General features: G+C 66.4%; 27 protein-coding genes. 13 read left to right on the top strand and 14 right to left on the bottom strand.

Translation table 11 applies throughout. From position 1 onward, the window contains the following. Positions 1 to 229 precede the first annotated feature (229 nt). The 3 genes from WEA29_07140 to WEA29_07130 form a co-directional block, all read right to left on the bottom strand. Positions 230 to 802, bottom strand: a complete 573-nt coding sequence (locus WEA29_07140; protein ID MEX2323530.1) for a hypothetical protein — start codon at positions 800 to 802, stop codon at positions 230 to 232. 138 nt (positions 803 to 940) lie between these two features. Next, the gene (locus WEA29_07135) at positions 941 to 1,174 is read right to left on the bottom strand and encodes a hypothetical protein (GenBank protein ID MEX2323529.1); all 234 of its coding nucleotides are present in this window, start codon (positions 1,172 to 1,174) and stop codon (positions 941 to 943) included. 55 nt (positions 1,175 to 1,229) lie between these two features. Further along, positions 1,230 to 1,553, bottom strand: a complete 324-nt coding sequence (locus WEA29_07130) for a hypothetical protein (GenBank protein MEX2323528.1) — start codon at positions 1,551 to 1,553, stop codon at positions 1,230 to 1,232. 77 nt (positions 1,554 to 1,630) lie between these two features. Here WEA29_07130 and WEA29_07125 point away from each other — a divergent pair, with 77 nt between their 5' ends. Beyond that, complete coding sequence (locus tag WEA29_07125) at positions 1,631 to 2,203, top strand: hypothetical protein (protein ID MEX2323527.1); 573 nt, start codon at positions 1,631 to 1,633, stop codon at positions 2,201 to 2,203. Positions 2,204 to 2,264: 61 nt separating this feature from the next. On the opposite strand, the gene WEA29_07120 is transcribed toward WEA29_07125, so the two are convergent. From WEA29_07120 to WEA29_07085, 8 genes are all read right to left on the bottom strand, one after another. Beyond that, entirely contained in the window at positions 2,265 to 2,885 is a 621-nt protein-coding gene (locus WEA29_07120) for a hypothetical protein (protein MEX2323526.1), read from the bottom strand. 612 nt (positions 2,886 to 3,497) lie between these two features. Continuing rightward, positions 3,498 to 4,112, bottom strand: a complete 615-nt coding sequence (locus tag WEA29_07115) for a hypothetical protein (GenBank protein MEX2323525.1) — start codon at positions 4,110 to 4,112, stop codon at positions 3,498 to 3,500. 47 nt (positions 4,113 to 4,159) lie between these two features. After that, the gene (locus WEA29_07110; protein ID MEX2323524.1) at positions 4,160 to 4,534 is read right to left on the bottom strand and encodes a hypothetical protein; all 375 of its coding nucleotides are present in this window, start codon (positions 4,532 to 4,534) and stop codon (positions 4,160 to 4,162) included. Between the two features lie 93 nt (positions 4,535 to 4,627). After that, positions 4,628 to 5,716 carry a hypothetical protein gene (locus WEA29_07105; protein MEX2323523.1) on the bottom strand — a complete coding sequence of 363 codons (1,089 nt, stop codon included), beginning with the start codon at positions 5,714 to 5,716 and terminating at the stop codon, positions 4,628 to 4,630. After that, positions 5,713 to 6,363 carry an ATP-binding cassette domain-containing protein gene (locus tag WEA29_07100; protein ID MEX2323522.1) on the bottom strand — a complete coding sequence of 217 codons (651 nt, stop codon included), beginning with the start codon at positions 6,361 to 6,363 and terminating at the stop codon, positions 5,713 to 5,715. The genes WEA29_07105 and WEA29_07100 overlap by 4 nt, the downstream gene beginning before the upstream one ends. Continuing rightward, complete coding sequence (locus WEA29_07095; protein MEX2323521.1) at positions 6,354 to 7,388, bottom strand: hypothetical protein; 1,035 nt, start codon at positions 7,386 to 7,388, stop codon at positions 6,354 to 6,356. Before WEA29_07095 ends, WEA29_07100 begins: the two co-directional genes overlap by 10 nt. 75 nt (positions 7,389 to 7,463) lie before the next feature. Then, entirely contained in the window at positions 7,464 to 8,084 is a 621-nt protein-coding gene (locus tag WEA29_07090; GenBank protein ID MEX2323520.1) for a hypothetical protein, read from the bottom strand. 19 nt (positions 8,085 to 8,103) lie between these two features. Beyond that, positions 8,104 to 8,496 (bottom strand): hypothetical protein, encoded by a 393-nt coding sequence (locus WEA29_07085; protein ID MEX2323519.1) that lies wholly within the window; start codon positions 8,494 to 8,496, stop codon positions 8,104 to 8,106. A gap of 385 nt (positions 8,497 to 8,881) precedes the next feature. On the opposite strand from WEA29_07085, the gene WEA29_07080 reads away from it, so the two are divergent. After that, positions 8,882 to 9,838 (top strand): hypothetical protein, encoded by a 957-nt coding sequence (locus WEA29_07080; protein ID MEX2323518.1) that lies wholly within the window; start codon positions 8,882 to 8,884, stop codon positions 9,836 to 9,838. A gap of 107 nt (positions 9,839 to 9,945) precedes the next feature. Here the strand turns inward: WEA29_07080 and WEA29_07075 are convergent, their stop codons facing one another. After that, the gene (locus tag WEA29_07075; protein ID MEX2323517.1) at positions 9,946 to 10,326 is read right to left on the bottom strand and encodes a PIN domain-containing protein; all 381 of its coding nucleotides are present in this window, start codon (positions 10,324 to 10,326) and stop codon (positions 9,946 to 9,948) included. Positions 10,327 to 10,334: 8 nt separating this feature from the next. Beyond that, entirely contained in the window at positions 10,335 to 10,574 is a 240-nt protein-coding gene (locus WEA29_07070) for an AbrB/MazE/SpoVT family DNA-binding domain-containing protein (GenBank protein ID MEX2323516.1), read from the bottom strand. 146 nt (positions 10,575 to 10,720) lie between these two features. On the opposite strand from WEA29_07070, the gene WEA29_07065 reads away from it, so the two are divergent. The 11 genes from WEA29_07065 (at position 10,721) to WEA29_07015 (ending at position 20,319) form a co-directional block, all read left to right on the top strand. Next, the gene (locus WEA29_07065; GenBank protein ID MEX2323515.1) at positions 10,721 to 11,596 is read left to right on the top strand and encodes an ornithine cyclodeaminase; all 876 of its coding nucleotides are present in this window, start codon (positions 10,721 to 10,723) and stop codon (positions 11,594 to 11,596) included. A gap of 147 nt (positions 11,597 to 11,743) precedes the next feature. Then, positions 11,744 to 12,133 (top strand): HIT family protein, encoded by a 390-nt coding sequence (locus WEA29_07060; protein MEX2323514.1) that lies wholly within the window; start codon positions 11,744 to 11,746, stop codon positions 12,131 to 12,133. Next, entirely contained in the window at positions 12,130 to 12,720 is a 591-nt protein-coding gene (locus WEA29_07055; GenBank protein ID MEX2323513.1) for an isochorismatase family protein, read from the top strand. Before WEA29_07060 ends, WEA29_07055 begins: the two co-directional genes overlap by 4 nt. 2 nt (positions 12,721 to 12,722) lie before the next feature. Next, positions 12,723 to 14,060, top strand: coding sequence for a nicotinate phosphoribosyltransferase (locus WEA29_07050; GenBank protein MEX2323512.1), 1,338 nt, complete (start codon positions 12,723 to 12,725; stop codon positions 14,058 to 14,060). Between the two features lie 39 nt (positions 14,061 to 14,099). Next, positions 14,100 to 14,663, top strand: a complete 564-nt coding sequence (locus tag WEA29_07045) for a hypothetical protein (protein MEX2323511.1) — start codon at positions 14,100 to 14,102, stop codon at positions 14,661 to 14,663. 206 nt (positions 14,664 to 14,869) lie between these two features. Next, positions 14,870 to 15,823 (top strand): glycoside hydrolase family 3 N-terminal domain-containing protein, encoded by a 954-nt coding sequence (locus WEA29_07040; protein ID MEX2323510.1) that lies wholly within the window; start codon positions 14,870 to 14,872, stop codon positions 15,821 to 15,823. Positions 15,824 to 15,936: 113 nt separating this feature from the next. Then, positions 15,937 to 17,247, top strand: a complete 1,311-nt coding sequence (allB, locus tag WEA29_07035; GenBank protein ID MEX2323509.1) for an allantoinase AllB — start codon at positions 15,937 to 15,939, stop codon at positions 17,245 to 17,247. After that, entirely contained in the window at positions 17,247 to 18,260 is a 1,014-nt protein-coding gene (gene alc, locus WEA29_07030) for an allantoicase (GenBank protein ID MEX2323508.1), read from the top strand. The genes allB and alc overlap by 1 nt, the downstream gene beginning before the upstream one ends. Then, the gene (gene uraD, locus WEA29_07025) at positions 18,242 to 18,751 is read left to right on the top strand and encodes a 2-oxo-4-hydroxy-4-carboxy-5-ureidoimidazoline decarboxylase (GenBank protein ID MEX2323507.1); all 510 of its coding nucleotides are present in this window, start codon (positions 18,242 to 18,244) and stop codon (positions 18,749 to 18,751) included. The genes alc and uraD overlap by 19 nt, the downstream gene beginning before the upstream one ends. Positions 18,752 to 18,825: 74 nt before the next feature. After that, positions 18,826 to 19,152, top strand: coding sequence for a hydroxyisourate hydrolase (gene uraH / locus WEA29_07020; protein MEX2323506.1), 327 nt, complete (start codon positions 18,826 to 18,828; stop codon positions 19,150 to 19,152). Continuing rightward, complete coding sequence (locus tag WEA29_07015) at positions 19,153 to 20,319, top strand: urate hydroxylase PuuD (GenBank protein MEX2323505.1); 1,167 nt, start codon at positions 19,153 to 19,155, stop codon at positions 20,317 to 20,319. On the opposite strand, the gene WEA29_07010 is transcribed toward WEA29_07015, so the two are convergent. Continuing rightward, entirely contained in the window at positions 20,320 to 21,312 is a 993-nt protein-coding gene (locus tag WEA29_07010) for a GNAT family N-acetyltransferase (GenBank protein ID MEX2323504.1), read from the bottom strand. Between the last annotated feature and the right edge of the window lie 189 nt (positions 21,313 to 21,501).

The following is a 21,501-nucleotide window of genomic DNA, read 5'->3' as shown; positions in this document are numbered from 1 at the left end:
GTGGGGCGAGGGGCCAGGGGCCAGGGGCCAGGGGCCAGGGGCCAGGGGAGCGCCGACCGCCGCGTGGTTCCTGACTCTCTCCCCCCGACGGGGGGAGTACCGCCCGAAGGCGGGGAGGGGGGAGGGTTAGCGCGTCGCGAGCAGGTGGATCGAAGTGTGGGACAGGTCGCTCAACGCTCACCGCAAGCCCTGGCGACCTGTGGTGTCGAGCAATAGGCGCTGAGCGTTTTCAATGCGCTGCGAACCAGCAGTAGTCGAAGTGTTCTGGGGCGAGCCTGTGCAGACCGGAAGGGCCATCTGCGGAGTCGTCCAGACTCACGGCAACACCCCTCGACTCCATGCAGGCGATCACCTCCTGCAACAGCTCCTCCTGATCACGCTGCGCGATCTGCGTCCTCACCACCTCCCACACGTCCTCGGTCAGCCGTACCTCGCAGTCGGCGGCTAGGGCGCTCAGTTCCTCGAGCTGCTCCTCGGTAACCGCTCGAAGCGAATACCCGACGCTCCCGATCCAGCCCGAGGCGCCGTACTTGATCTCTGGTTCGAACTCGAGGCCGCGCGCCTCCATACAGGCGAAGGATGCAAGGACTGCCCGCTCGAGCTCGGCAGGAGTTACCACACCATCGGCGAGGATCTCGGCCGGGATGCTATCGAAGTCACTGGGATAGTCCTCCGACGACGGTACCCACACCCGAGGATCAGAAACGGCCGGAATGCTGGTGTCGCCGCTCCCGGGGTCGTCGCCCAGCGAACAGGCCGCGGTCGCCAGAGCCAACACGATTGCGATCGTGCCCGCACGCATCGCACGCTCCTCTCGATCACTTGCCCCGTCCAGGACACCAGCCGCCTCTGAGTTGCGAGACTGTCGAATAGCCGACCTTCAAGTTCCGGCGGCGATGACGGGGCGGAGAGCCCGAGGGGAGGCGGTTTCGAGTCGGTTTCAATCCCAGGGCACACACCCGTCCTGGGTCCCGTCGAAGGCCGACATCATCGCCTCGATCTCCGTCGGCGGATCCGACAACACCGAACCCCGCTGCCGGGCGCACTCCCACGCTCGCTCCAGCCACCGCTGAAGCTCCTCGCCAGTCGCCCGATTCTGCTCACGCCACACGAAGCCGATCGCATACGACCACTGCTCCTGACACCGCAACTGCACATCGGAGAGGTGGCTCAACTCCGGCTCCTCAGTAACCCCCGGAAACCAAACGACGAGGTGGTCGTGTGGATCTTCACCGGGTCCTAAAAGCAGCGGTTCCGTCATCCGTGGGGAAGGTCAGCGGCCCCCTCACCTCGAACCCTTCTTCACGGACGCACTGCGCGTACGCGTTCATCGCACGCTCATACTCGTCGAACGTGACCACACCATCCGCGAACACCTCCGCCTTCAATGCAGCCCCACCCCGATCAGGACCCGGATCGACATCCAGGGTGATCTCATCGAACGGTGTCGTCGAGATCGGCGACAACCACGGAGTAGACGAATCAGCGCCGCCAGACCCTTCAGAGCAGCCCATCAGCACCAAAAGGACCAAGCCGTGATGACGCAACGGCATACTGACCTCCCTCCCGCTCGACCATAATCCGGAGGCTACGGTACCGCGCCCGGTTAGAGGGGAGTCAAGGAGCCTCCATGTGGAACTTGGTTGCTCGAGTGCTCGTCGCCCTCGCGTTCGTAGCCACGGCTTGCTCCTCGATCGCGCAGACTGAGCCATCCGAGGAGTTGAGTTCTTGCGAACGTATCGAGTTGATTAACAGCAGGCCATCACCCGACGATCCGGGCCCCGACATCGGCGGCATCGCGATGCGTGAAGAGGTGTTCGCCGACTGCGATGTCACCCGTGATGAGTATGAGCGCGCGGTGCTCGCGGCGGTTGAATGTGTGCGAGGCGACGGTTATGTCGTTGAGGGTCCCTACGAGGTTCCCCCCCACCCAGGCAGGTATCCGCCCGGTCCATTGCATTTCGCCGCTCAAGAAGCACCAGGCGTTGCGGAGACGTTGGATCGGTGTACCGCTCAGTGGCTACATCAAATCGAGATGGCCTGGTTTGACCTGAATCAGCCCTCTGAGAAGGAGAAGACCGGGTGGCTCGAACGCCTATGGGAGTGTGCCCGCATAATGGGAAGCGACCTTCCAGACCCGCCGCTACATGAGGATGACTGGGCGAGAGTGGTAGCCATGGGCTGCCGCCCCTGGGAGGGTTAGACGGGATAGAGGTGCCACAAACCACCTGTCCGACCTCAAGTGCCTACCGGTCTTTACTGCCTCACTCCCAGGGAACACACCCGTCATGCATCCCATCAAGCGCCGAGAGTGTTGCTTCGAGTTCCGTCGGAGGATCCGAGAGCACCGTGCCTCGCTGCCGGGCACAGTCCCACGCCCGCTCCAGCCACTCCTGAAGCTCTATCCCGGTCGCTGCATTCTGTTCCGCCCATACCTTCTCGATCGCAAATGACCACTGCTCCTGGCATCTCAGGTCGGCCTCGCTGTTGCGCTGGTCCTCCGCCTCACTCACGATCCCGGGAAAGGTGACCAGAAGAAAGTTCCGAGGATCGTCCCCCGGAGACAGCGCTGCACCAACCTCGGGGCCCATAGGAACCGGACCATCGACTTGGAAGCCTTCATCGCGCATACATTGGGCATAGGCGTGCATGGCGCGCTCATACTCCTCGAAGGTGACCGCCCCGTCGGCGAATACCTCCGCCTTTAATGCCGCACCACCGCGATCGGGCCCCGGATCGACACCCAACGTGATCTCATCGAACGGTGTCGACGAGATCGGCGACACCCCAGGTGTGGACGACGCAGGACTTCCCGCCTCACCCGAGCAGCCCACCGCGGCGACCACCGCAAGCAGAGCCACCAACCCGCGCCGTGACGCCCTCATGCCGCAACCGCCTTCCAAAGTGTGCGCTCAGTTGAGTGTCTGCACCGCCGAGAGGACAAGGTTCCAGCAATGCCTCGACTGATGGTGGCTTCTCACCACCGTCGTCCCGACTGGCCCTGACTGGACGACCAAGGTGTGCGGGTGAACCGAGAACTTCCAGGCCATCTGGGTCGCACTGTGCGTCAAGCGGACTCTCTGCTCGCAGGTGACCTGGATGTTCGAAGTCCATGCGACCGGGTTGTCGTACTCGCTCGGGTAGTGATATCCCCTGAACGTTCCGACGATCCCGCCTTGGGTGAAGCTCCAGTTCTGACCGTGGCTGGCTGGATGGGCGCTCACTGGAAGTACCACCAGAGCAACTGCTGCGATCGTCGCCGCGGCCGCAGCCTTCCGCACCCGACTAATCGTTCCCACACGCATCACATGCTCCTTTCGCTCAGACGCCCATAATCAGGAGGCTAGCCCCCCCTATAACTGTCACGAGAAACCTTTCCACCCCCTCACCGGTCCTTCAGCTGCGCGGCGATTTTGCCTCGGCCTGACCAGGCCCAGGCGAGGGGGGCGACGATGACGTCGCAGACCGCTAGCGAAGAGGCTGCCTTCGAATCGGTCTCACTCCCACGGCACGCAGCCGTCGCCTACGAAACCAGCATTGGCAGATCGCATGGCCTCGTCCAGAGTGGGCGGATCTGACAGCAATGTCCCCCGCTGGCGGGCGCACTCCCAAGCTCTCTCCAGCCACGCCTCCAGCTCGGCACCTGTCGCGGCGTTCTGTTCCCGCCACACGGTCTCGATCGCGAACGACCACTGCTCCTGACACCGCAGGTCCACCTCGCTATTGCGTGCACGTTTCGGTTCGGAGTCAATCCCCGGAAACGAAACGATGAGAAGGTTGCGTGGATCCTCACCCGGCGACAACGCGTACCCGACCTGGGGACTTTGCACAAATGGGCCATCCACCTCAAACCCTTCGTCGCGGACGCACTGCGCGTACGCATTCATGGCGCGCTCGTATTCGTCAAACGTGACCATCCCGTCCGCGAATACCTCGTCTTTCAAGGCACGTCCGCCCATCTCCGGACCTGGATCCAACGCCCCGGGGCCCGTGAACTGGGGAATCCGTATCTCATCGAACGGGGTTGAAGAGATCGGCGACACCTGTGGCGATCCCGCGCAGGCAGCGAGGAGCAAGGCGACAATGGCGGACCGAGCCGTCAGCGCGACCACTCTCTACCCCTCCTCAAGTGGCGGACTCGCATGCGTCGGATCCGCAGTCAGTTGAGCGTCCGCGTGAGTCCGGCAAGGTTCCAACAGTGCTGCGAGTAATGCAGGCTCGACACCGTGGTCGTGAACACGGGACCATATTGGTCGACATACGTGTGCGGATAAACCGAGTACTTCCACCCCATCTGCGACTGACTGTGAGTGAGCCTGACCCCCTGGTAGCACGTGTATTGAACGTTAGTGGTGTATGCCACCGGGTTGTCGTACGCACTGTTGTAGTGGTACCCCCTGAACGTTCCGACGATCCCTCCCTGGGTGAAACTCCAGTTCTGACCGTGGCTTCCTGAGGCGTCTGCCGGTGGCACGAACCCAATCGCCACGACGAGCAGCGCCAGCGCCGCAGCCGCGGCCGCACCCCTTCTCATCCGACTGATCGTTCCCACACGCATCGCGTGCTCCTTTCGGTCAGACGCCCATAATCAGGAGATTCCTCCTTCTTTCTGCCATGTCAACAGGCATTATCGGTCTTTGAGCTGGGCGGCGATTTGCCCTCGGCCTGACCAGGCCCAGGCCAGGGGGGCGACGATGAGGGCGAGGAGTGTGGCCGAGAGGCTGGTACGGGCGGCGATGAGGAGTTGGTCTAGGCCGGGCTGGCGATCGGCCGTGGCGGCGTGCGCGGCCACTGCCCATAGGTAGCCGGCGGCGGCTGCGGGGACGAGCACGAACACCGCCTCGAACTGGCCGAAGAGCCACAGGGTGGAGGTGCGGGTGCCGACGGCTCGGTAGAGGCCGATCTCGGCGGTGCGGGCCCACACGATCACCCATACCAAGACGGCGGCGGCGATGCCTATGGGTATCCAAGCTTGGCGTTGGGGACGATTGGCGAGTTCAGCGACCGGGTCGCGGGAAAAGTCGTCGAGACGGATCCACCGGCGAACCTCCAGGTTGGGCCGCAGGTCGGCGAACACGGCCTCCATCACCCCCAGCCCGGCGGGGACGGTGCCGGGTTCGAACTCGACCCAGCACTGGTTGGCGGCACCGACAGGTGGCGCCACCTGGATGAGCCACCGGGCCACAAACGGGTTGCGGTCCTCAGTATCGATCACAGCAGCGACCCGCTGGTCCCCACCGACCACGTCCACGGTCACGATCATCCCCGGAGCCAGGCCCAACTCGTTGGCGGCGGCGGAACCAACCACGATCCCGTCAGCAAGGTCGGCCGACGACGGGGCCGACGCCGCCCACTGCTGGATCGCACCCACCGTCGCCGATGCGCTCTGGAACAGGGTGCCCGGCGCCGCCGCGGTCTGCACCGTCGGCCCCGGAGTCATCGCCCCAGCCGAGACCACACCACGCTGCGACGCGATCGACACACACCGGTCCGCGGGGAGATCGCCACGGGTCGCAGATGCCACCACCACCCACCCGCCGCGGTCATCGAAACCTCGCTGGAAGGCAAGCACATGGTCGGTGGTCGCCAACTCCGACCACGCCAGCGCCCCGACCATGCCCGCCATCACCAACATGAGCATCACGGTGCGCCACACCGCGGCGGTCACCGACCGCCACGCCTCACCAACCGCGTCACGCAGCCGCCAGCCGGTCATGCTGCCACCACCCGCCCATCCACCAACCGGATCACCCGATCGCAACGACTAGCGGCGTCGAGGTCATGGGTAGCGATCACCAGCGCCGTCTCGGGTAGTCGTGCCGCCCACAACGCGTCGAGGACCCGATCCGACGTGGAGCGGTCCAACTGGCCGGTCGGTTCGTCCGCCAGCAGGAACCGTGGCCGCGCCGCCACCGCCCTCGCAATACACACCCGCTGCAGCTCACCGCCCGACAGCCGCTCCACCGGCACCGCGCCCATCTCGCCGAGACCCACCGCAGCCAGCGCCTCGGCGGCGAGTCGGCTCGACTCTCCACGACCCACCCCCCGCGCCAACAGCCCCACCGCGGCGTTGTCCAAGGCAGTACGGCGGCGCAGCGTGTTCACCGTCTGGAACACCCAGGCGAACATCTCCGACCGAAGCCGCCCCGCTCGCCGCGGCGACCGCGCCTCCCCGTCGATCACGAGACGACCGTGGGTCGGTGTCTGTAACAAACCCAAGATCGACAGCAGCGTCGTCTTGCCCGACCCCGACGGACCGAGCAGCGCCACCGACTCGCCCGCCCCCACCTTGAGGCTCACCCCCGACAGCACCCACTCGCCGGGCCGATACGCATGGCTGACCTCTTCGGCGATCAGCGACATGCCGGCGCTGCCAGCACATCGGCAGGGTTAGCCAACACCACGTCGCCGTCCGCCAGACCCGACACCACCTCGACCGTCCCCGCCCGACCCGACCCCAACACCACCGGCACCGCAACAAACCCGTCACCGTCGGGCACATACACACACACCAACCCGTCGCCACCCGACACCACGGCCGCCGCTGGGACATCCATCACCACCCGCGGCACCGAGAGGCGCACCACCCCGGACACCACGTCGGTCAGCGGATCCAACGCCGCCGACAGCATCAACACACCAGCCGGGTCCGGGACACCGTCCTCCAAACCCACCACCACGCCGCCAACCTCCATCTCCCACGACCCCGGCAACGACACACTGGCACCGTCGAACGACGCCACCGTGATCTCAGCAATGCGGCGCGGACCGTGCAGCAGCGGCGCGCCCTGGCCCGGGGCCGACATCCCCACGACAACCGCCACCTCGGCCACCTCGAACCCGTCCTCGGATAGCCACACCAGCCACCCCGGATCGAACCCCGACACCGTCCCCACCACACCCAAATCCACAGCCAACGCCCGCACCGCCGTCAGCATCGACTGACGAACCACCCCATCACCCGCCGTCGCCAGATACCCGAGACGCACCAGCGCCTCTTCGAGCATCACCACATCGTCGCCACGATCCCCCGAAGCCAACCGGCGATAGAACGGCGCCGACGACGCCACCGCCATCCGACGCACCCCATCCACCACGACCACCGAGTCACCATCACCCACCACATCACCCGCCGAAACCATCACCCCCGTCACCAACCCGAACCACGACGGCGCCACCACCACCCGCGGCTCGCCCCACACCACCGACACATTCACCGGCTGACGGCCAACATCCTCACGAAACGTCGCCACCGTCTCCAATGGCGGGGCGGCCTGGTGCAGACCGGCAAGGCGATCCTCCACCCCGAGCCGAACCCACACCAGGACCGCCGCCGGGACGAGCACGAGAAGCACAGCGACGAGAGCAACGAGCCGACTACGAGTCATGGCCAAGACTTTACAGATGGCTCGAGCAGCTACGTGGAGCGGCTCCCGGTAGGTCCACTCCCACGACGACTACCCTCACTCCCAGGGCACGCAGCCATCACCGGCGAACCCGTCGTGGGCCGACATGACGGCCTCGATCTCCGTGGGCGGATCCGACAGCGGGAAGCCCCGCAGCCGAGCACACTCCCACGCCCTATCCAACCAGCGCTGCAGGTCCTCCCCGGTTGCTCGGTTCTGCTCGCGCCACACGAATTCGATCGCATACCGCCATTCCTCCTGGCACCGAATGTCGGCCAGTGACAAGCGCTCCGACTCCGAGGCGTCGAACACACCAGGGAACGATACGATGAGCAGATCGCCGGGGTCCTCACCCGGCGCGATAAGGGCACCCACCTGTGGACTCTGCACCGACGGACCATCCACCGGGAACCCCTCCTCGCGGACGCACTGCGCGTATGCGTCCATTGCACGCTCGTACTCGTCGAACCTGACCACACCATCCGCAAAGACCTCGCTCTTGAGCGCGCGGCCACCCCTATCCGGGCCCGGATCGAGGGCATCCGGTCCGATGAAATGGGGCGACCTGATCTCATCGAACGGGATCGACGAGATAGGAGAGACTGCGGGAGCAGGTGAACCACCGCAACCCGCCAGCAGCACGACCACGGTGAACGCCAACCAGTGGCGATATCCCATCACCTACTCGCTTCCCAAGTCAGTTGAGGGTGTACGTAGCTGTTGCGTCGTTCAAACAGTGCCACCCGCGATGTAGGCTCGAAACCGTCACGGCACCAACCGGACCCATGGCGGAGTAGGCCGTCGGATACCCGTAGTACCAGCCCAGTTGTGCCTGAGAGTGAGTCAACCGCACAGCCTCGTAACAAGTCGTGTCGATGTTGGTTGTCCATGCGCCCGGCTGGTCGTACGCGCTGTTGTAGTGATAGCCACGAAACTTCGCCACGACCCCGCTCTGGGTAAAGCTCCAAGTCTGTCCGTGGCTCCCCGAGGCTCCGGCATCCGGCGCCGCCCAAAAGGCGACACCCAATACAAGTGTCGCCACCAAGATGACGATCAGAATCGTCGTCCGATCAGCAGTCCTTGCATGCATGCATGTTCTCCTTTCGGTCACACGCCCATAATCAGGATAGCCCCCCCCCCTGCATCTGTCAACACAATCCGCTCCCGGCACGCTTCAAGGAGGGGAGCATCGTGGCGACCCAAGCCGCTGACAATGCTTGTGCGCGCAACAGCCTCACTGATTCGTTCCCCTGGACCAGAGTGAGGCTGGAGTGACAGGTGGACCCGAGACGATCTCTGGTCCCTCATCTTCCCGCCGCTGCGCTCTCACGCTCGGTGGGTGCTCACAACCCGATACGCAAGACGGAGAGCTCCTTCTTTGCGCGCGGTCGCTGGCCCAACGGGGGAAGCTCGATCCGCCTAGCGGGTTACCGAATGGCCGCCGAGGCACGCGGCCCGTTGGGTAGCGTTCCACGATGCGCTACCTCGACGCTGACGTCACCCGTGAAGCCCTGTCGATGTCTGCGGCGATCGAGGCGATGGTGCCGGCTCTCTCCGACGACCGCGAGACGCCGTTGCGGAACCTGCTCGGGTCATCGCTGTTCATTTCGGCGAGGGTCGGCTCTTCGACCGGCATCGAGGTGGTGTCAACCGTCCCCGGAAAGCCGTGCAGTGTCGTAGCGGTGTTCGACGACGAGGGTGCCTGCCGAGACCTGCACCGCTCGGAGGTCGAGGTGAGAGGGAGTCCACAAGAGAGGCTGAACGACCCCGCGTACCGGTACGGCGGACGCACGGCGATAGCGGCCGTTGCGGTGGCGGTCACCCTCATAGGGGCGTGTTCTGAGACCGCCCCACCCCCGCCGGACCGAACGGCGGACCCGTCGGTCCCGGGGCCAACCTCTGAGACTGTTGCCACGAACAACTACGTGCCCTCAAGCTTCGACGACTCGCCGGACTCGAGATTCGACGATCTGCTCCCGCCCAGAGTTGACAACCCCGAACACGTGACCTTCGCCGACTACGAACGTGCGGTTCTCAACACAATCGCGTGCGTGGAGACACACACAGTGTTCAGGGTGGACGGCCCGTTCCACGCAGATGATCTGAGAACTGGCCTCATCGTGATCCCGGGATACCACCCCCGCGAGTTCCTCACCTACGGGATGCGGGTTCCGGAATGCACGAGCTCTGAGGAAGAGGCGCACCACTTGGCCATCGCCGACGACTGCCAGGCCCGGCTCCTTGACCCGGTGTATCGCCGGTGGCACGACATCCGGGCGCCGACAGAGTCGGACCTTGCACTGTGGTACGCCGAGGCGGAACGGTGCCTCCGCGACCTGGGAGTGCTCACCGAGTCGGCGCCGACGCGAGACGACATTCTCGGCCTGATCGACTACCAGGCCTGTCAACCCTGGACAGTACTGCCACGCTGACGGGCCGCGGTGAGGTGCCGCTATCGCCCACTAAGAATGCGCCCAAGACCGGAACGCGAAGGATCAAGAATAGGACCACGGACCAACCACCCCTCGGACGGCTGCCGCTACGGCTCCACGCGGGTGACCGTGCCGACTCGATCCAGGGATCGATCGAACGAGAGGATGCGGCTTACTCCGGTGGTCTCAGCGCATGCCACCAGGTACGCCTCGGCAAAATCGATGCGGTCGGTCTCGTACACCTCGACGGCACGCAGCAGCAGTGCTGTATCGACGCACAGCACCGTCTCGAACGCCAGCAGCGAGCGCAACGCGTTGGCAACCTGGTTCCGCGGCGCCTCGTAGTAAGACTCCAAGACGAAGATCGTTTCGGCGGCGACCACATCGGTCAGCAGCAGCGTCGGGCTGCTCCGCAGGTACGCGGTCGCTCGGGCGGCCGCTTCCGGTGGATCGCCCGTTAGGTGGCGGATCAAGATGTTCGTGTCCACGAACGCGGTCACCGGCGCGTCTTCGCCCGATCCGTCCTCGTCTGTCGCAGCACCTCGTCCCAGGCGACGTTGCGCTTTGCGGCAGGCACGCCGATCGCCCCGGCAAGGTCGAGGAAATGCGGTGTCTTGGCCACGACCGCACGGTTGCCCTCAACCCGGAAGACAATGGTGTCGCCTCGTTCGATCCCCAAGGCGTCACGCACTGCCTTTGGAACCGTCACCTGGCCCTTCGATGTGATCTTCGCCACGGAGTCCAACTCGTCTCCTTACATATTGTGATTAGTAAGGCTACTCGCTCAGCCATCGCAGGTGAAGCCGACTGTGTCACAGGACGCGCCCCGATTACCACCCCCTTACGCAAGAGCCGGGACTCGGCGCGGGGTAGCGTCCCCGTATGCGCTACCTCGACGCCAAAGCGACCCGTGAAGCCCTGTCGATGTCCGCCGCCATCGAGGCGATGGTCTCCGCCTTCTCCGACGATCGAGAAACGCCGCTGCGCACCCTCTTGGGGGTAGCGCTCTTCATGTCGGGGCGGGTAGGGTCGTCAACCGGGGTCAAGGTGGTGTCCACCGTCCCCGGCAAGCCGTTTGGCATTGTTGCCGTGTTCGACGACGAAGGCGCCTGCCGGGGACTCGTCGATGGGCCGACCCTCACAGCCATCCGGACCGCGGCTGGCGCCGGGCTTGCCACCCGGTATCTCGCCCGGCCCGACAGCCGGACGATGGCGATGCTCGGTGCCGGGGCGATGGCCTACGACCAGGTGATGGCGGTCAAGGAGGTGCGTCCGATTCACGACGTGCTCGTGTGGAGCCGGAGCCGCGCCAATGCCGCAGCCCTCGCCGAGCGGATCGGCGGTACCGCCGTCGATAGAGCCGCCGATGCCGTGTCGGATGCGGATGTGGTGTCGACGGCCACACCGTCCCGAGAGCCGCTGTTCGCCGCCGATGCGGTCAGACAGGGCACCCACATCAACGCTGTCGGCGCTTTCACCCCTGAGATGTGCGAGATACCCCCCGACACTGTGCGAGCGGCCCGGGTGGTGGTCGACGACATCGAGGCCGCACTCGCCGAAGCCGGAGACCTCCTCCAGGCGGGCGTCGATCCGTCGACCACGATGGCCGACCTCATCCACGGTCGCGAGAAGGGACGCACCACCGCCGACGAGATCACCTTCTTCAAGTCGGTAGGCATCGCCAGCCAGGACGTCGCCGCCGGCATGGCGGCGCTCGAAGCGGCGGAGGCAAAGGGGTTGGGGGTCACGCTCGGGTAACGCTTGGCTCAAGCTTGTCGGGTCCGGACAGACGTTCAACGCTTAACGCTCAACGCAAGGCCCGAAGACCTCTGGCGTTGAGCGTTAAGCGTTGGGCGTCTTCTCCGTTGTCTCGCCCCTCGTACCTCATCTCTATCCTGGCTCTCCATGTCCATCTTCAGCCGGATCGCTGGCGGGGAGATACCCGGTCACATCGTCTATGAGGACGATCGGGTGTTCGCCATCCTCGACATCAACCCGCGCGCCGAGGGCCACACGCTGGTCATCCCGCGTCTCGAGGTGGACCAACTGTTCGACCTGCCGGAGGACGAGTACGCCCATCTGTGGTCGGTGGCGCGCACCATCGGAACGACACTGCGCGACGCCATGGGATGCGAGCGGATCTACACCTTCGTCATCGGCGACGAAGTACCCCACGCCCACATCCACCTGATCCCGTCGAACCTGGAGGGACCCATCCCCTTCCCGTCCGGCGACTCGGCGGCGGCCGATAGGCTTGGCGAGACCGCCCAGCTGATTCGAGAGGCCCTGGCATGAACTACGACGGACGCACCGCGCTCATCGTCGTCGACGTCCAGAACGACTTCGCCCACCCGGACGGGAGCCTCTTCGTCCATGAGGGCGATCAGGTGATCAGCACCATCAACGAGCACATAACCGCCGCCACCGAGGCCGGGGCTCTGGTCGTCTACTCCCAGGACTGGCACCCCGAGACCACCCCGCACTTCGCCAAGGATGGCGGTACCTGGCCGGTTCACGGGGTTGAGGACACCTGGGGCGCCGAGTTGCACGCCGATCTGCTGGTGCTCGAAGACGCCGCCCGCATCCGCAAGGGGTCCAACGGCGAGGACGGCTACTCAGCCTTCTCCATGCGCGATCCCCTCGACCCCGAGGCGGTGACATCGACCGGCCTCGACGAGATCCTCATCGAGGTGGGCATCGAGCGAGTGATCGTCGTCGGCCTGGCCACCGACTACTGCGTCAAGGAGACCGCCCTCGACAGTGCCCGCCTCGGCTACGAGACCACCGTCATCGACGAGGCGGTGCGCGCCGTGGAGTTGGAAGCCGGGGACGGCGAAACCGCCAAGGCCGTGATGGTCGCCTCCGGAGTTCGGGTCGCTTGACCGTGGCCTGGGTCGACGACGACAACGCGTCACTGCTCACCGACCTGTATGAGCTCACCATGGCCGCCGCCTACCTGCAGGACGGCTTCGACCACGAGGTGACCTTCGAGCTGTGGGTCCGCGGGCTGCCGCCCCAGCGCCGGTTCATGGTGGTGGCCGGGCTCGATACCGCCCTCACCTACCTGGAGCGGCTTCGCTTCACCCCCGAGGCCCTGCGCTACCTGGACTCGGAACGCACCTTCAGCGCCGACTTCCTGGACTACCTGGCGGACTTCGGTTTTGCCGGGACGGTCCACGCCATGCCGGAAGGGACCATCGCCTACCCGTCCGAGCCGCTGATGCGGGTCACCGCTCCGGTCATCCACGCTCAGCTGGTGGAGACGTTCCTGCTCAACGCCCTTGGCTTCCAGACCATGATCGCCTCGAAGGCGGCGCGGATGTATCTGGCGGCGCGGGGGCGCCGCTTCGTCGACTTCGGGTCCCGCCGCGCCCACGGAGCCGACGCCGCCCTCAAAGCGGCACGGGCGTCCTACATCGGCGGAGCGGTCGCCTCGTCGCTGGTGCTGGCCGGGACCGCCTACGGGATCCCGATCACCGGCACCATGGCTCATTCCTTCGTCCTGGCTCACCCCGATGAGGAATCGGCCTTCCGATCCTTCGCCCGCACCTTTGCCGATGACGACATCGTGTTCCTCATCGACACCTACGACACCGTCGCCGGGGCCCGCATCGCCGCCAAGGTGATCACCGACCTGGCCAGCGAGGACATCACGGTGCGTGCCGTCCGGCTCGACTCGGGGGACCTCGGCGACCTGGCCGTCCGGGTGCGGCAGGTGCTCGACGACGCCGGGCACACCGAGGTCGGGATCATCGCCTCCAGCGGCCTCGACGAGCACGAGGTGGCGAGACTCGTCGACGGTGGTGCCCCCATCGATGGATTCGGCATCGGCACGTCGATGGTCACCAGCGACGACGCCCCCAGCCTCGACATCGTCTACAAGCTGGTGGACGACCGCGGGACCCCCCGCTACAAGGCCTCACTCGGCAAGGTGACCCTCCCCGGGATCAAGCAAGTGTTCCGGGGGCCGGACGGCGACGTCCTCGCCCTGGCCGACGAGACGTTCGACGGCCACGTGCCGCTGCTGCAACCGGCGATGGTCGCCGGGGAGCGGGTGGCGGCGGCCCCGCCGCTCGCCGAGATCCGCCAGCGGGCGCTCGACGCCATCGACGCCCTACCAAACGAGGCGACCAGCCTGGAGCCTCGCACCGTCGACGACTGGCCGGTGACCGTGTCGAGCAGCCTGCAGCGTCTCGCCGACTCGACGGTGCCTCCCAACTAGTGGTCCACTACATTGCGCCAGGCACCCGATGAGGTCCGGATGAGCGCATCAGAGGCAGCAGACACTCAGCCCCCGGCCGCGACCATCGACGCCCTCGCCCGCGAGATCATCACTGCCAATCGGGACGACTTCGCCACCGCCGCCCGAAGCCATCGGTTCGCCTTCACCACGATGAAGTGGGTCTTCCTCGTCGTGTTCCTCGTCGCCCTCGGGGCGATGATCGCTGCTGTGCGGGTGGCGGTGGCGGTGCCCGAATCCGGCTTCGAGTGGCCCCGGGCGGGCGTGGTGGCGGCACTCGCCGGCGCGTCGATCCTCCTGTTCGCCGTGCTGTTCTACATGCGTCCGCTGGCCGCGCTCGAACGCAACAGCACCATCCAGGCGTTCCAGACCCTCGTCATCAATTCGTACTGGACGCGCATGCTGTACCTGGACCGGGCCGACGACCCGTCCCGCTACCTGGAGGAGGCCACCGCCTACGCCACCGAGCACCTCGGGGCGCTACTCGACCGCCAACTGCTCGGCGTCACCCGGTACATGGATCTGGTCCGCCGCGTACAGGACGAGGACGGGCTGGAACCCCACAGCTACGGGTCACCGCTCTGAACCGGCGCCACCGGCCGCTGCTCACCGCCGCCCTCGTCGTCACTGCCTGCACCGCCCCGGCAGCCAACCACAGCACGACGACCGCCACCTCGGCTCCGCCCGCTCCCACCACCACCTCCAGCCTGGTCGCCACCACCACGAGCACCACGACGCTCCCGCCCGGTCTGACCGCGCCAGAGATCGAACGCCTCGCTCGCAGCATCCTGATGACCACCCCGGAGGACCTCGCCCTCGGCTTCCTCGAACGACAGCACCTGGAGCGCGGCGGGAGGGCGATGATCCTGTTCAAACCGAATATCGAGGACCTGGACCAACTCCGCGCCCTCACCAACGACATCGCCTGCGCCGTCGACGGGCCCGCGCTGATCGCCATCGACCAGGAGTTCTCCCCGATCGTCAGACGCCTCACCGACGACATGGTCACCCCGCTGCCCCTCCCGGAAGAGGCGCTGGAGATGACGCTCGACGAGATCCACGCGGCGGCGGTGACACTAGGCGCCGAGATGCTCGCCTTCGGCATCAACGTGGACCTGGCGCCGGTCATCGACGTGGTCGCCATCGACAACCCGTCACTACGCACGCGGCACCTGGGCGACGACCCCGTCCTCGTCGGCGCCATCGGAGCCGCCTTCGTCACCGGTCTGCTCGAAGCGGGTGTGGTTCCCGTACCCAAGCATTTCCCCGGCCATGGCGGCTCCGAGACCGACCCGCACTACGAAACCTCGGTCATCTTCTCCGAGCGGATCGATCTGGAGCGGATCGACTGGCCGCCGTTCGTCGACGCCTTCGCCGCCGGCGCACCGGCGGTGCTGGTGGGCCATCCGGTGTACCCGGCGCTCGACGCCCTGCGTCCGGCGTCGCTGTCGGCTCCGGTGTATCGCATCCTGCGCGACGAGTTCTCCTTCGGCGGCGTCGCCATCACCGATGCCCTGTCGATGACTGCGCTCGAAGAACTGGGCGACGCGGGAGAGATCGCCCTCATGGCCCTCGAAGCCGGCGCCGACCTGCTGCTCCTCGAAGACCCCGAGGTCGTCGAGGAAGTGGTTGCGGCGATCATGCGCGCCGTGATCGCAGGCGACCTGCCAGCCGAGAGACTGCTCGAGGCAAGCCAGCGAGTGGACGAACTCGCCGCGTGGGCGACAAGGCTCCCGTGTAGCTGACGGAGACCGTCAACGCTCAACGCTCAACGCCAGAGGTCGTCGAGTCTTGCGTTGAGCGTTGAGCGTTGAGCGTTGAGCGTTTTCTGCGCATTGATGCACCACAATGACCATCAATGTCCCGCCGCGCCATCACCAGCTCCCGGGTCTTCGTCGACGGTGGTCTGCGACCGGCGGTGGTGATCGTCGAGGATGGGCTCATCGTCGGCGTTGCCGAGCGACCGCCAGCCGGGCCGGTTGACGACCACGGTGACCTCGTGGTCATGCCCGCCCTCGTCGACACCCATGTCCACGTCAACGAGCCGGGCCGGACCGAGTGGGAGGGGTTCGCCACCGCCACCGATGCCGCAGCCGCCGGCGGGGTCGCCGTCATCGTCGACATGCCGCTCAACTCGATCCCGCCGACCGTCACGCCCGATGCCCTCGACCAGAAGCGGGCTGCTGCCGCGCCACAGATCCGGGTCGACGTGGGTTTCTGGGGCGGACTCATCCCGGGCAGTGAGGCCCAGGTCCCTGCCCTCGCCGAGGCCGGGGTGTTCGGCTTCAAGGCCTTCCTGTCGCCGTCGGGTGTCGACGAGTTCCCCAACATCGGCATCGACCAGCTGCCCCGGGCCCTGGAGGCCACAGGCCGCACCGGGCTCCCGCTGATCGTCCACGCCGAATCCCCGACCGTACTCAATCGGGCCCCGGAGGCCGGACCCGACTACGCCTCCTACCTGGCATCACGACCGCCCGCCGCCGAGGTGGAGGCCATCGAGGTGCTCATCGCCGCCGTCGCCTCCACCGGTTCGCCGGCTCACGTGCTCCACCTCTCCGCCGCCGCGGCCATCGACTCACTCGCCCGCGCCCGAGTCGACGCACTCCCCCTCACCGTCGAGACCTGCCCCCATTACCTCACCCTCGACGCTGGCGAGGCTCCTGACGATGCCTCGTGGAAGTGCGCGCCGCCCATCCGCGACCGCGCCAATCAGGATGCGCTGTGGTCGGCGCTCGGCTCGGGGATCATCGACCTGGTGGTTTCGGACCACTCGCCGTGCCCGGGCGACCTCAAAGTGGGCGGGTTCGACCGGGCATGGGGCGGCATCGCCTCGCTGGAACTGCGACTCCCCGCAATGTGGACCGAGGCTCGCCGCCGCGGGCACGACATCGCCGACATCGTCGAGTGGCTGTGTGCGGCACCGGCGCGGTTCGTCGGCCTCCGCACCGGCCGCATCGAGCCGGGGATGCGAGCCGATCTCGCCGTGTGGGATCCAGACCAACGGTTCACCGTCGACGCCGCGACCCTGCGGCAGCGCCACCCCCACACGCCGTATCACGGCAGGGAGCTGTCCGGGGTGGTACACAGCACCTACGTCCGCGGCACCATGGTCTACGGTCCCGGTGCCGACGAGGCTGCCCGGCCCGGACGACTCCTGAGGAGCAGGTGATGGACGAACGCTTCGACATGCTGGTCGACCTCGCCTCCGACCGGGTGGGCGGGCAGGTGGTTGCCGCCAACGACGACTTTTTCGCCCCCAAGGAGAATCTCGTCAGCGACGCTCTCCCGGTGTGGAAACCCGGTGAGTACACCAACCGGGGAAAGTGGATGGACGGGTGGGAGACGCGGCGACGCCGTGAGGCCGGCCACGACTGGGCGATCGTCCGGCTCGGAGTGCGCGGGATCATCCGCCACGCGGTCGTCGACACTTCGTTTTTCACCGGCAACTACCCCGATGCCTGCTCCATCGAGCGGATCGACCTGCCGGGAAGGCCCGACCTGGTCGAACTGGCCCGAGACGCTCAGCGCTGGGAGACCCTCGTGGAACGGCACCTGCTCGACGGCGACACCGTCAACGACGTGCCAATACCGGACCACGACGCGCCCACCTCCCATGCCCGCCTGGTGATCTTCCCCGATGGCGGGGTCGCTCGACTTCGACTGCTCGGCGAGCCGGTCCCCCCGACGGGTCTGCTCGACGGCAGGACCGAGGTCGACCTCGCCGCCCTGCACAGCGGTGGCCGCGCCATCGACTGCTCCGACCGTCACTACTCGTCACCCAACCGGATGCTCGTGGGCGGGAAGCCGAGGGGCATGTGGGATGGCTGGGAGACCAAGCGACGCCGGGGGGAAGGCAACGACTGGGCGGTGATCCGCCTCGCCGGCCGGGGTACGGTGTCGCGGGTGGAGATCGACACCACCCACTTCAAGGGCAACGCCCCGGGCTCGGCCCAGGTCGAGGGGATCGATGCTCCCGACGCCTCCCTCGACGACCTGCGATTCGCCGACTGGGCGACGCTCCTGCCCGAGACGCCGCTCCAGCCGCACCGTCGCCATCGCTTCTCGGAGCTGGCGGTGGCCGGGCCGTTCACCCACCTCAGACTCGACATCTATCCGGACGGTGGAGTCGCCCGCTTCCGGGCGCACGGCACCAGTGACGCTCCGTGGATATCGCTGACCTGAACCGCGCCGATCCCGGCGACGCCACCGCGGCGTTCCTCGACTGCTGCGCCTCGACGGCGTGGGCCGCGGCGATGACCGAGGGGCGGCCCTATCAGGAACTCGCCCACTTGCTCGCCGACGCCGAGGAGCAGTGGTGGGAACTGACCTCAGAGGACTGGATGGAGGCCTTCGCCTCCCATCCGAAGATCGGTGAGCGGTGGGCCGGCAACGACACCCACACGGCCTGGTCCCGTGACGAACAGTCGGCCGTAGGTGACGACAGCGAGCTGGCTACGGCGCTCGCAGAAGCCAACGAGGCGTACGAGGACCGCTTCGGATACACGTTCATCGTGTTTGCCAGTGGCAAGACCGGCGAGGAGATGCTCGCCCTGTGCCGCGAGCGCCTCGCCAACGACGAACTCACCGAACTGGGCATGGCCGCCACCGAACAGGCAAGGATCACAAACCTGAGGCTGCGGAAGATGCTCGGAGGCGGCACGCTCAACGCGTAACGCTCAACGCCAGAGGCCGTCGGGTCTTGCGTTGAGCGTTCAGCGTTGAGCGTTCCTCACTAGCCTCTTTTGCCATGGCTGGCATCACGACTCATGTACTCGACACTGCTGCGGGTCGTCCTGCTGCGGGCGTACCGGTGACCCTCGAGTTCCGTGACGACAGCGCCATCATCACCCTCGTGGAAACCGCGACCGACGCCGACGGGCGCGCCCTCCTCTCCGACGGCAGCATGCTGGCCGAGGGCACCTATCGGATCCGCTTCGACACCGGCGCCTATCACGGCGATGCCGCCTTCTTCCCGGAGGTGACGATCGAATTCCGGGTGACCGACGTGGCCGAGCATCACCACGTGCCGCTCCTTTTGAGCCCGTTCGGCTACAGCACCTATCGGGGTTCCTGAGTGTTCGACGGGCACGCCCACCAGTGGCTGGATCTCGCCATCCGGTGGACGCACGTGATCGTCGGCATCGCCTGGATCGGGACCTCCTTCTACTTCAACTGGCTCAACAACCACATCCGCAAACCCGAGTCGGGCGATGAGGGGGTAGCCGGCGAGCTGTGGTCCGTACACGGCGGCGGCTTCTACCGGGTGCTCAAGTACGAGGTCGCCCCGGAGTCGCTACCCGCGAAGCTGCACTGGTTCAAGTGGGAGGCGTATGCCACCTGGCTGAGCGGGTTCGCCCTGCTCGCCCTCGTCTACTGGCTCGGGCCGATCGGCACCTCCGTCGATCCGTCACGCGCCGACCTGTCCCGCCTGGCGCTGATCGGGATCGGTATCGGGTCGATGCTCGTCGCATGGTTCGTATATGACCTGCTGTGTAAGAGTCCGCTCGGCACCCGGCCAGGGTTGCTAGCCGCGATAGGCGTGGTCGCCGTCGGCGCCCTGGCCTACGGCTTCTCGCAGATCCTCACCGGCCGGGCCGCCTACATCCACGTCGGAGCGGTACTCGGAACCCTGATGACGGCCAACGTGTTCGCCGACATCATCCCGGCGCAGCGCCGGATGGTCGACGCCATGACCCGCGGCGAGACCCCTGACCCGAAACCCCTCAAGGACGCCGCCCGACGCTCTCTGCACAACAACTACCTGACGCTGCCGGTGGTGTTCATCATGGTGAGCATCCACTTTCCGATGACCTTCGGCAGCGAGTGGAACTGGGGGCTGCTGGCGGCACTCAGCGTGATCGGGGCCCTGGTGCGCCACTGGTTCAACCTGCGGGGCCAGGGGCACCTCAACGTGTGGATCCTGCCGGCGGCGGTAGCCGGGATGATCGCCCTCGCCGTCGTCACCGTGCCCCAGCAGGGCGGCGACCCGCCCACCGAGGTCCCCGACGAGATCATGTCCATCATCGACGCTCGGTGCGCCTCGTGCCACTCTCGCACCACCACTCAGGCGGGCTTCACTGAAGCGCCCAAGGGGATCGTGTTCGACACCAAGGAGGACGCCCTACCGTTCGCCATCACCATCGGCCGGGTGGTCGACAACGGGTTCATGCCACTGGGCAACATCACCGCGATGACCGATGAGGAGCGGCAGCGAGTGACGGACTGGGCGTTCGGCGGCTGATCAGTCGAACGGCTTGCGAACCGCGTACGACCGGGCGACCACTTCGTAGCCGAGTCCCTGGTACAGCTGGAACGCCCCGGTGGGGTTCGTCGTGTGAACCCCCAGCGCCACCTCGGTCATCCCAATGTCCTTGAACATCCGCATGCTCTCCGCGATCAGCGCCTTGGCGAGTCCCTTGCCACGCCAACGCCGCTGAGTGGAGATCGACTCGGTGATGCCGCGGCGGCGACCGAACTTATCGTTGTGGGCTTCGTCGACGTAGTTGAGCACCATGCCCGCAATGCCCTCGCCGTCCTCGGCGACCTTCCACAAGGACGGGTTCTTGCTGTAGTGGCCGGTGAGGAAGTCCTGGTAGTCCTCCTCCGATGCCTCGGCGAACCCGACGTGGTCTCGGAAGGCTTCGGTATCGGCGTCGAAGACCTCACGGGCATCGTCGATGGTCTTGGGCACGATGCGCAGGCCATCCGGCAACGGACGATCCGGGATCGGCTCGTCGAGCGAGCGGGTCATCTCGGCATCCACCTCCGACACCGAGTAGCCGTGGTCGGTGAGAAGGGCCTGCTTCTCGGTCTCCCGCTCGTCGTACCAGGACCGGAACTCGGTGGGTCCGTCATGCGGCGTACCCCCGGCGATCTCGCGCAGCCGATCCTCACACCACTCGAGCATCGCCGTGCCGAGACCGCGGCCGCGTGCCCGGGGATCGATCCAGCCGAACTGCTCCATGGCCCGCATGTTCGTGGCCGTTTCCACCCGCCAGGTGACCCGGGAGTACCCGACGATGCCGGTGGGGTCCTCGGCGACGAGCACGTCGGTGAGCGGATCGCAGTTGGTCAGGTGCTGGTAATACTGCCTGGTCTCTTCCACCGTGATCGAACGGTCGATCCCGTCGGCCTCGCTGGCCGCGTCGACGACCCGGACCATCCCGGGAAAGTCGTCATCCCCGGAAAACAGCCGGAACGAGACGTCGCCAATGGGAGAGGGCAAGGAGGGCATGAGGCGCGTGGGAGGTTACCGAAGAGCCAAGAGCCAAGACGGCCTCTCCTCCCCTGTAGGGGGAGGTGGCAGCGGCCGCAGGCCGCTGACGGAGGGGGAGGGCTGACGCGTCGCGAGGCCCACGTAGCGTCTGGCCTCCCCCCTCCCCGCCTTCGGCGGTACTCCCCCTATATGTCACGCTTGGTGGGT

It is taken from the genome of Acidimicrobiia bacterium (assembly GCA_040902765.1).
In the GTDB taxonomy this organism is placed as follows: domain Bacteria; phylum Actinomycetota; class Acidimicrobiia; order Spongiisociales; family UBA11373; genus DATKBG01.
This window is presented reverse-complemented; position numbering and strand designations above follow the sequence as displayed.

What these genes read in the sequence shown, in the direction of transcription:
- WEA29_07140 (MEX2323530.1), bottom strand. Translation starts at nt 802, where the DNA reads ATGCGTGCGGGCACGATCGCAATCGTGTTGGCTCTGGCGACCGCGGCC.
- WEA29_07130 (MEX2323528.1), bottom strand. Translation starts at nt 1,553, where the DNA reads ATGCCGTTGCGTCATCACGGCTTGGTCCTTTTGGTGCTGATGGGCTGC.
- WEA29_07125 (MEX2323527.1), top strand. Translation starts at nt 1,631, where the DNA reads ATGTGGAACTTGGTTGCTCGAGTGCTCGTCGCCCTCGCGTTCGTAGCC.
- WEA29_07120 (MEX2323526.1), bottom strand. Translation starts at nt 2,885, where the DNA reads ATGAGGGCGTCACGGCGCGGGTTGGTGGCTCTGCTTGCGGTGGTCGCC.
- WEA29_07110 (MEX2323524.1), bottom strand. Translation starts at nt 4,534, where the DNA reads ATGAGAAGGGGTGCGGCCGCGGCTGCGGCGCTGGCGCTGCTCGTCGTG.
- WEA29_07105 (MEX2323523.1), bottom strand. Translation starts at nt 5,716, where the DNA reads ATGACCGGCTGGCGGCTGCGTGACGCGGTTGGTGAGGCGTGGCGGTCG.
- WEA29_07100 (MEX2323522.1), bottom strand. Translation starts at nt 6,363, where the DNA reads ATGTCGCTGATCGCCGAAGAGGTCAGCCATGCGTATCGGCCCGGCGAG.
- WEA29_07095 (MEX2323521.1), bottom strand. Translation starts at nt 7,388, where the DNA reads ATGACTCGTAGTCGGCTCGTTGCTCTCGTCGCTGTGCTTCTCGTGCTC.
- WEA29_07090 (MEX2323520.1), bottom strand. Translation starts at nt 8,084, where the DNA reads ATGGGATATCGCCACTGGTTGGCGTTCACCGTGGTCGTGCTGCTGGCG.
- WEA29_07085 (MEX2323519.1), bottom strand. Translation starts at nt 8,496, where the DNA reads ATGCATGCAAGGACTGCTGATCGGACGACGATTCTGATCGTCATCTTG.
- WEA29_07080 (MEX2323518.1), top strand. Translation starts at nt 8,882, where the DNA reads ATGCGCTACCTCGACGCTGACGTCACCCGTGAAGCCCTGTCGATGTCT.
- WEA29_07065 (MEX2323515.1), top strand. Translation starts at nt 10,721, where the DNA reads ATGCGCTACCTCGACGCCAAAGCGACCCGTGAAGCCCTGTCGATGTCC.
- WEA29_07060 (MEX2323514.1), top strand. Translation starts at nt 11,744, where the DNA reads ATGTCCATCTTCAGCCGGATCGCTGGCGGGGAGATACCCGGTCACATC.
- WEA29_07055 (MEX2323513.1), top strand. Translation starts at nt 12,130, where the DNA reads ATGAACTACGACGGACGCACCGCGCTCATCGTCGTCGACGTCCAGAAC.
- WEA29_07045 (MEX2323511.1), top strand. Translation starts at nt 14,100, where the DNA reads ATGAGCGCATCAGAGGCAGCAGACACTCAGCCCCCGGCCGCGACCATC.
- WEA29_07040 (MEX2323510.1), top strand. Translation starts at nt 14,870, where the DNA reads ATGACCACCCCGGAGGACCTCGCCCTCGGCTTCCTCGAACGACAGCAC.
- allB (MEX2323509.1), top strand. Translation starts at nt 15,937, where the DNA reads ATGTCCCGCCGCGCCATCACCAGCTCCCGGGTCTTCGTCGACGGTGGT.
- alc (MEX2323508.1), top strand. Translation starts at nt 17,247, where the DNA reads ATGGACGAACGCTTCGACATGCTGGTCGACCTCGCCTCCGACCGGGTG.
- uraH (MEX2323506.1), top strand. Translation starts at nt 18,826, where the DNA reads ATGGCTGGCATCACGACTCATGTACTCGACACTGCTGCGGGTCGTCCT.
- WEA29_07010 (MEX2323504.1), bottom strand. Translation starts at nt 21,312, where the DNA reads ATGCCCTCCTTGCCCTCTCCCATTGGCGACGTCTCGTTCCGGCTGTTT.